Source organism: Roseiflexus sp. (assembly GCF_057785375.1).
This window is the reverse complement of the sequence record NZ_JBYNRX010000035.1, coordinates 173,812-179,969: the sequence shown is the minus strand read 5'-3', so window position 1 is coordinate 179,969 and position 6,158 is coordinate 173,812. Positions and strand designations below refer to the sequence as shown.

At 61.3% G+C, this 6,158-nt stretch carries 5 protein-coding genes; all 5 read right to left on the bottom strand.

Annotated elements, in window-relative coordinates:
* Positions 1-275: 275 nt before the first annotated feature.
* The gene (locus tag AC3EA7_RS06500) at positions 276-1,451 is read right to left on the bottom strand and encodes a PP2C family protein-serine/threonine phosphatase (protein WP_488613224.1); all 1,176 of its coding nucleotides are present in this window, start codon (positions 1,449-1,451) and stop codon (positions 276-278) included.
* Positions 1,448-2,695, bottom strand: coding sequence for a sensor histidine kinase (locus tag AC3EA7_RS06495; protein WP_488613223.1), 1,248 nt, complete (start codon positions 2,693-2,695; stop codon positions 1,448-1,450). The genes AC3EA7_RS06500 and AC3EA7_RS06495 overlap by 4 nt, the downstream gene beginning before the upstream one ends.
* Positions 2,620-4,584, bottom strand: coding sequence for a PAS domain S-box protein (locus AC3EA7_RS06490; protein ID WP_488613222.1), 1,965 nt, complete (start codon positions 4,582-4,584; stop codon positions 2,620-2,622). Before AC3EA7_RS06490 ends, AC3EA7_RS06495 begins: the two co-directional genes overlap by 76 nt.
* Before the next feature lie 330 nt (positions 4,585-4,914).
* Positions 4,915-5,508, bottom strand: a complete 594-nt coding sequence (gene ruvA / locus AC3EA7_RS06485; protein ID WP_488613221.1) for a Holliday junction branch migration protein RuvA — start codon at positions 5,506-5,508, stop codon at positions 4,915-4,917.
* Positions 5,505-5,990 carry an NUDIX domain-containing protein gene (locus tag AC3EA7_RS06480; protein ID WP_488613220.1) on the bottom strand — a complete coding sequence of 162 codons (486 nt, stop codon included), beginning with the start codon at positions 5,988-5,990 and terminating at the stop codon, positions 5,505-5,507. The genes ruvA and AC3EA7_RS06480 overlap by 4 nt, the downstream gene beginning before the upstream one ends.
* Between the last annotated feature and the right edge of the window lie 168 nt (positions 5,991-6,158).

Below are 6,158 nucleotides of genomic sequence, written 5' to 3'. Positions count from 1 at the left end.
AGCCGTTGCCTCTCCGAACCTGTATGGTTCTGCGTGCTGCTGGCGGATACGCGCCGCCGCTCAGCTCGCGCCAGGGCATGGTCCACGCAGGGCGCGAAGCGGCACGAAGCCGTTGCCTCTCCGAACCTGTATGGTTCTGCGCGCTGCTGGCGGATACGCGCCGCATCTCACCCCCAACGAGTAACTCTTCCACGAAGGGTGCGAAGCATCACAAAGAATGTGGATGCTCCTACCCTTTGTGTCCCTTCGTGTTCTTCGTGGATAAGAGACACATATCACCCCTGATCGGTCTTGCGATACAACACCAGCAGCGTCATATCGTCCGGCGGCATCTGCACCGGCGCCAGCAATGTCACCAGTCGGTCGAGCATAGCAAGTGCGCTGCCGGCGCCAGACAACTGGTGTGCCAGCACTTGCGGCGTCAAGTCGAGATCGACACGTGCATCGACCAGACCATCACTATACACCACAAGCGCATCGCCTGGATTCATGAGAATCTCACGCTGGTGATAGGATACATCGGGCAGAATGCCAAGCGGCAGTCCGCGATGATCATCGAGGGTTTCGACGCTGCCATTGGCGCGGCGCACGAACGCCAGACCGTGACCGGCATCGATTGACATCAGTCGTCCGTTCGATGTATCGAGTTGCGCCAGAAAGAGGGTCACAAACCGGTCGGACTGCCGCAGATCGTCGTCGAGGGCGGCGCTTACATAGCGCATGGCCTCGACAGGCGGGCTGTTCCGCACCACAGCGCGCATCACGGCGCGCACCGTCGCCATGAGCAGTGCGGCGTCCAGCCCTTTTCCCATCACATCGCAGAGCCAGAAGCTGAGCAGATGCGGCGTTGGTTGTTGCCAGTCGTAGAAGTCGCCGCCGACGTCGCGCGCGGGGATGCACTCGGCAGCCAGCTGAAACCCTGGCACAACCGGCGCCAATTGCGGCAGCAGGCGCGCCTGAACCTCGGCGGCGCGCGCCATTTCGCTTACCAGGCGGCGATGATGCGCTTCGAGTTGCTGGCGCAGCAGGCGATTCTGCCGTTCGAGTTGCAGGCGCTGAACCGTGCGCTCGAGGACGCGGCGAAATTCATCCGACTCGAATGGCTTGCGCAGATAGTCGTCGGCGCCCTGGCGTAACGCCTCGATTGCAATTTGTTCTGAGCCGAACGCGGTTGTCATAATGACTGCGGCATCCAGCCTGCGTTGACGCACTTCCGCCAGGGTTTGCAACCCGCTGATGCCAGGCAAGGCAATATCGAGAAAGATAATATCGGCAGGCATGTCAGCCAGCAGCGCCAGCGCCTCTTCGCCGCTTGCCGCCGTCGACACGTCATATCCGCGCGCCGTGAGGCGCACCCGCAACAGGCGGTTGATGTCGGGATCGTCATCGACCACCAGGAGGTGTCGCACAGGAGGCGTCTGAGCGTCAATCTGGGCGAAAGGCTCATTCACATGCGTCCTCCTGTCGTCGTGGCAACCGGCGTCTCATCGTTATGCTCGTTGTTCTGCGATGTGAGCAACGGAAAAGAGACTAGAAACGTCGATCCCTTTCCCGGCTCGCTTTCGATGGTGATATGGCCCTGATGCAGTTCCACCAGCGAACGGGTGATCGCCAGACCAAGCCCGGTGCCGCTGGCTTCATGCGTTGCGCGGTTGCGCGCGCGATAGAAACGCTCGAAGATCCGTTCCTGCTCTTCAGGCGTCAATCCGATGCCGGTGTCCTGCACGGCAATGCGAAGCCAGGGCGGTTCTTCAAAGAGACGGATTGTAATCGTTCCGTGCTGGGGCGTGTACTTGACCGCGTTGGAGAGCAGATTGGTCAGAATCTGATGCACTCGCGCCGCATCGCCGAAAATAAGCGGCGCCGCGCCGTCCGGCTGGGTCTCAGGAAGGTCCAGGTTCAGCCGGTGGTGTTTCGCATCGAGTTGCGGGCGCAGGGTCGCGGCCACCTGGCGAATCAGGGGACGAACATCGAGCGGCGCGCGGTGGAGCAGCAGTTTCCCCGCTTCGATCCGCGACATATCGAGCAGATCGTTGATCAGCAGCAGCAGCCGATCCGCATTCGCTTTAACGACTCGCAGGAGTTCCTCGTGCCCGGCGTTGAGGGGTCCGGCGTCGCCATCGAGCAGCATATCCACATACCCCTTGATCGATGTCAGCGGGGTGCGCAGTTCGTGCGACACCATCGCCACGAACTCGGATTTCATACGTTCGACGGCGCGCTCGTGGGTGATGTCGCGGAACACATAGAGTCGACCGAGATACACCTGATTGGCCGTCCACACCGGTGCCGAGAAGATGGCCAGTTCGCGCTGCTGCGGTTTGCGCTGAACCACCCGCTCGCGGAAGATGGTTTGGGTATCCTGCAACGCATGCTGCATGCGCGGATACAATTCCTCGGCGTTATCGAAAACCCACAGGATATCGGCGCGCATCTCGGTGAGCCGTTGACCGAGCACCCGGTTCGCAGCAACACCGAACATGTCACAAAAACAACGATTAACGGTCAGGAACGCGCCGTCGGGGCTAAGGAGCGCAATGGCTTCGCTGGAGGCGTCGAGAATGGCGCGAATTTCGCTCTGGGCGCGATCCGCCGCCTGATATTGCGCTGCCAGCGCCGTCATGGCCGCATGCAATTCTTCATCCGCCTGCTTCCGTTCAGTGACATCTTCAGAAATCGCTGCAATGCGATACACCCCCCCGCTTCGTTCATGACCGGAAAGGCGCGGGTCAGGATCCAGCGGCGTTGTTCATCACTGCGCTGAATCTGAAATTCGATGCTGTACCCGCGCATATGCTCCGCCTGGTGGAGCGCAAGCACCCGCTCACGGTCTTCGGGGATGATCGCCTCGAAGAGCGACGACGGTTGAGCATACAGGCTATCGCGGGAACGTCCCCAGATGCGCTCATAGGCGGGATTGACGTACAGAATCTGGTCAAGCAACGGGGTGGACATCCAGAAGACCTGATTGACATTCTCTGCTAATTGACGAAACCGTTCTTCACTGGCGCGGAGCGCAGCTTCCGCTAGGCGCTGGCGCGAAATATCGCGGATGGTCGTCACCCGCGCCGTGCGACCGTGGTAGGGAATATTGCGTCCGGTCACTTCGGCGGGAAAGAGCGTTCCATCACTGCGCCGGGCAAGCACTTCGTAAGGGTGTTCATATCCAATAGCCAGCGCGTGCGTGATTTTTTCCCGTCCTTCCGGGGTGGTGAACTCGAAAATGGACATGCCGCGCAGTTGTTCGGGCGGATAGCCAAGCAGGGTTCCGGCAGCGGCATTGGCGTCCACAATGATCCCCTGCTCGCTGATGACAACTCCTTCGGTCGTGACGCCGGCAAGCAATGCGAAGCGTTCCTCGCTTTCGCGCAGCGCAGCTTCGGTTTGCAGGCGATCCTGCTCGCTGCCGATCCACTGCGCCATGAGGCGGATCAGATCGAAATCGCCGTCGGTAAGCGGATGTTCTCTGGGTGTGGCGCTTGCAAAACAGAGCGTCCCGACCGCTTTCCCGCGCACCTGAATCGGTGCGCCGATGTATGCCTCCATGCCGGTCAGCACGTAGCAGCGGTGGTCGACCCAGCACGATTGCGCGGCGTGGTCGATGTTTACCGGCGCATTGGCTTCAAGGACGGCTGCACAGTAGCGGTCGGCAAGCGGGAAACGTGCGCCTCGCGTCACCTGGTTGGTCGGGTCGCGTGCTGCAATGATTTCGAGTTCCTCGCCGTCAACGCGCGTCAATAGTCCAACCGGCATGCGGAAGTAGTCGCATCCCATGTCGAGGAGCGCCTGGATCTTCTGGAGATGATCCATCTGCGTTGTCGAAGTAATATTGTACAGCGCGCGTGTGATTCGTTCTCGCGTGCGCAGGCGCGTCTCGCTGGCATTGCGTTGTGATATATAGCGGCGCGCGTCTTGAACGATGGGGCGAAAGATGAATATCCCCTCAAACGCCAGCACCACGAGGGTCATAACCAGAAACGTGGTGTGCATGACGTTCAACGTCTCCAGGAGATCACGGCGCTCTTCGATGTAGAAGCGGGTTGCGCGGTGGAACAGTGGCGGCAGGTCGTACAGCGCCGCCTCCCGTATCGTCTGCAGATCGGGATGGCGCGGATCGGGTTCGGCGTCGAGCAGTCGTTGCGCGCGTGTCAGGAAATCTCGCACCCGTGCGTCGAGCGCCGTCGAGGGATCCATGTACAGACGCCGGAGCGGATCGTCCATCGGCAGCGACGCGACAATGGACGACAGTTCCTGATGCGACCGCGCCATCTCGTCAACTGCGGTGCGCAATGTTGCACGCGCCTGCGCCGCCGCCGCCGCGTCGGGCGCGTCGCCCAGTTCTTCGGCTGCCAGCGCAATCTGCTGCGAGAGCACGCGCTGCAACCCGTTTGCAGCCAGCAGATCAAAGCGTTCTTGCTCGTTTGCCAGAATGGATTGTGTCCATCCATAGGCGATCAGTGCAATGACGACCAGCAGCCCGAGGGCAAGCGCAAACCCCACGGTGATGCGCCGGATCACGTGCGTTGCAGATGACGGATCGGCGGAGTTTCCAGTGGCGCTTATACGCTCACGTGCAGAATACATGGATGTTTCACATTTCGGTCTGATAAACATTTCCAGAAGAAACCGGCATTCGCCCTGCGCCCGGCGGCTGAAGCCGCAGACTACGGTTGCGAAGCCTGCCTTTGCGGGCTATACCGGATTTCTTAATGTTCATAAGCCCTTGCTGCGCGTATACAAGCCCCTGCAGGGTTTCCATGTCACTGGATCAGGCGATGCTTTTGTGGCGGCTTCGACAGGCTCAGCCACTGTGCGCCACTCTATGACAAGAGTTGTAGTGCATGTGACGAACGGCGTCAATCGTGCTTCAGTCCTATGCTGCACGATGACGATGGGTCAATGGTGCGTATGACCTTACGGTGCGCCGAAGTATCGCAGCGCTAGGCGCAGGCGCTCTTCGAGATCGAGCGGCGCATCGGGCGGCAGCGCCGCAATTGCATTGGCCGCCTCGACGCTGCTGAACCCCAGGCTGACGAGCATTTCCGACAGTTCGGCGTTCGCTGCGGCGACTGCCGGTGACCCTCCCGTGGCGGTCGGCACCCCCTTGATATCGAGTTTGCCCTTCAACTCGAGCACCAGCCGTTCCGCCAGTTTCTTGCCGATACGCGGCGTGCGCGCCAGGCGCGCCACGTCGCCAGCGGCAATCGCAAGCCGGATTTCGTCGGTCGTTCCCGATGAGAGCAGGTTCAGCGCCGCCTGTGGACCCACGCCGGTGACGCCGAGCAGCGTCTCGAACAACTGGCGCTGCTCGACCGAGTCAAATCCGTAGAGGGTCAGCGAGTCTTCACGCACCAGCAGGTGCGTGAACAGGCGCGCTTCGGTTCCGATCGCGCCAAGCGCAGCGAGCACCTGGCGTGGCGCGTAGATCAGCCAGCCGACGCCGCCGGTTTCGATGACGGCATGATCCGCAGCGATGGCGATCAGGGTTCCTCGTACAGACGCGATCATTGAGTTTCCGTTGCCCTCGATGGATTGCGTTTGCCCAGAAGCGTTGCTGCGTAGATGATAATATCACGGATGCGTTTGCGTTTGACTCGCCGCAGTGCTTTTCGTGGGCTGATCCAGCGAACCTGTTCGATCATTTCGCCGGGATGAGCGCCGGGGATGGCGATTGCGTCAGGCGCCACACGCACCAGATAGTAGGTGACGATCTTGCGCCGCGGAAGCCGCCGTCGCGGGGTGAGGTATTGAACGCGCGCCACCTTATCTTCGACAATGCCGGCCAGCCTGGTCTCTTCGCGCAACTCGCGTAGTAGCGCCGACGCCTCATCCTCGACCGCATGCATCCCTCCTTTGGGCAGCGTCCAGTAGCCGTTGCGCTTTTTGATCAGCAGTATCTGGAGACAACCGCAGGTGTCATACCGGTAGGCGACTGCGCCAACGGCGTAGATTGGTTGACGATGTGCAAGTGGGGATGGGTTGCTGGCCATGTTCTCCTGCCTGCCCGCGGCGGGCGCCCACGGGGGGGCGTTCCCACGGCGAACCATCGGGCGCCCACGGGGGGGCGTCCCTCCAACGCCACCATCATCGTAGGGGCAGGCCCCTGTGCCTGCCCGCGGCGGGCGCCCACGGGGGGGCGTCCCTACGGCGAACCATCG

Excerpts from the sequence above, each read along its gene's own strand:
- AC3EA7_RS06490 (WP_488613222.1), bottom strand. The coding sequence starts at position 4,584 with ATGTATTCTGCACGTGAGCGTATAAGCGCCACTGGAAACTCCGCCGAT.
- ruvA (WP_488613221.1), bottom strand. The coding sequence starts at position 5,508 with ATGATCGCGTCTGTACGAGGAACCCTGATCGCCATCGCTGCGGATCAT.
- AC3EA7_RS06480 (WP_488613220.1), bottom strand. The coding sequence starts at position 5,990 with ATGGCCAGCAACCCATCCCCACTTGCACATCGTCAACCAATCTACGCC.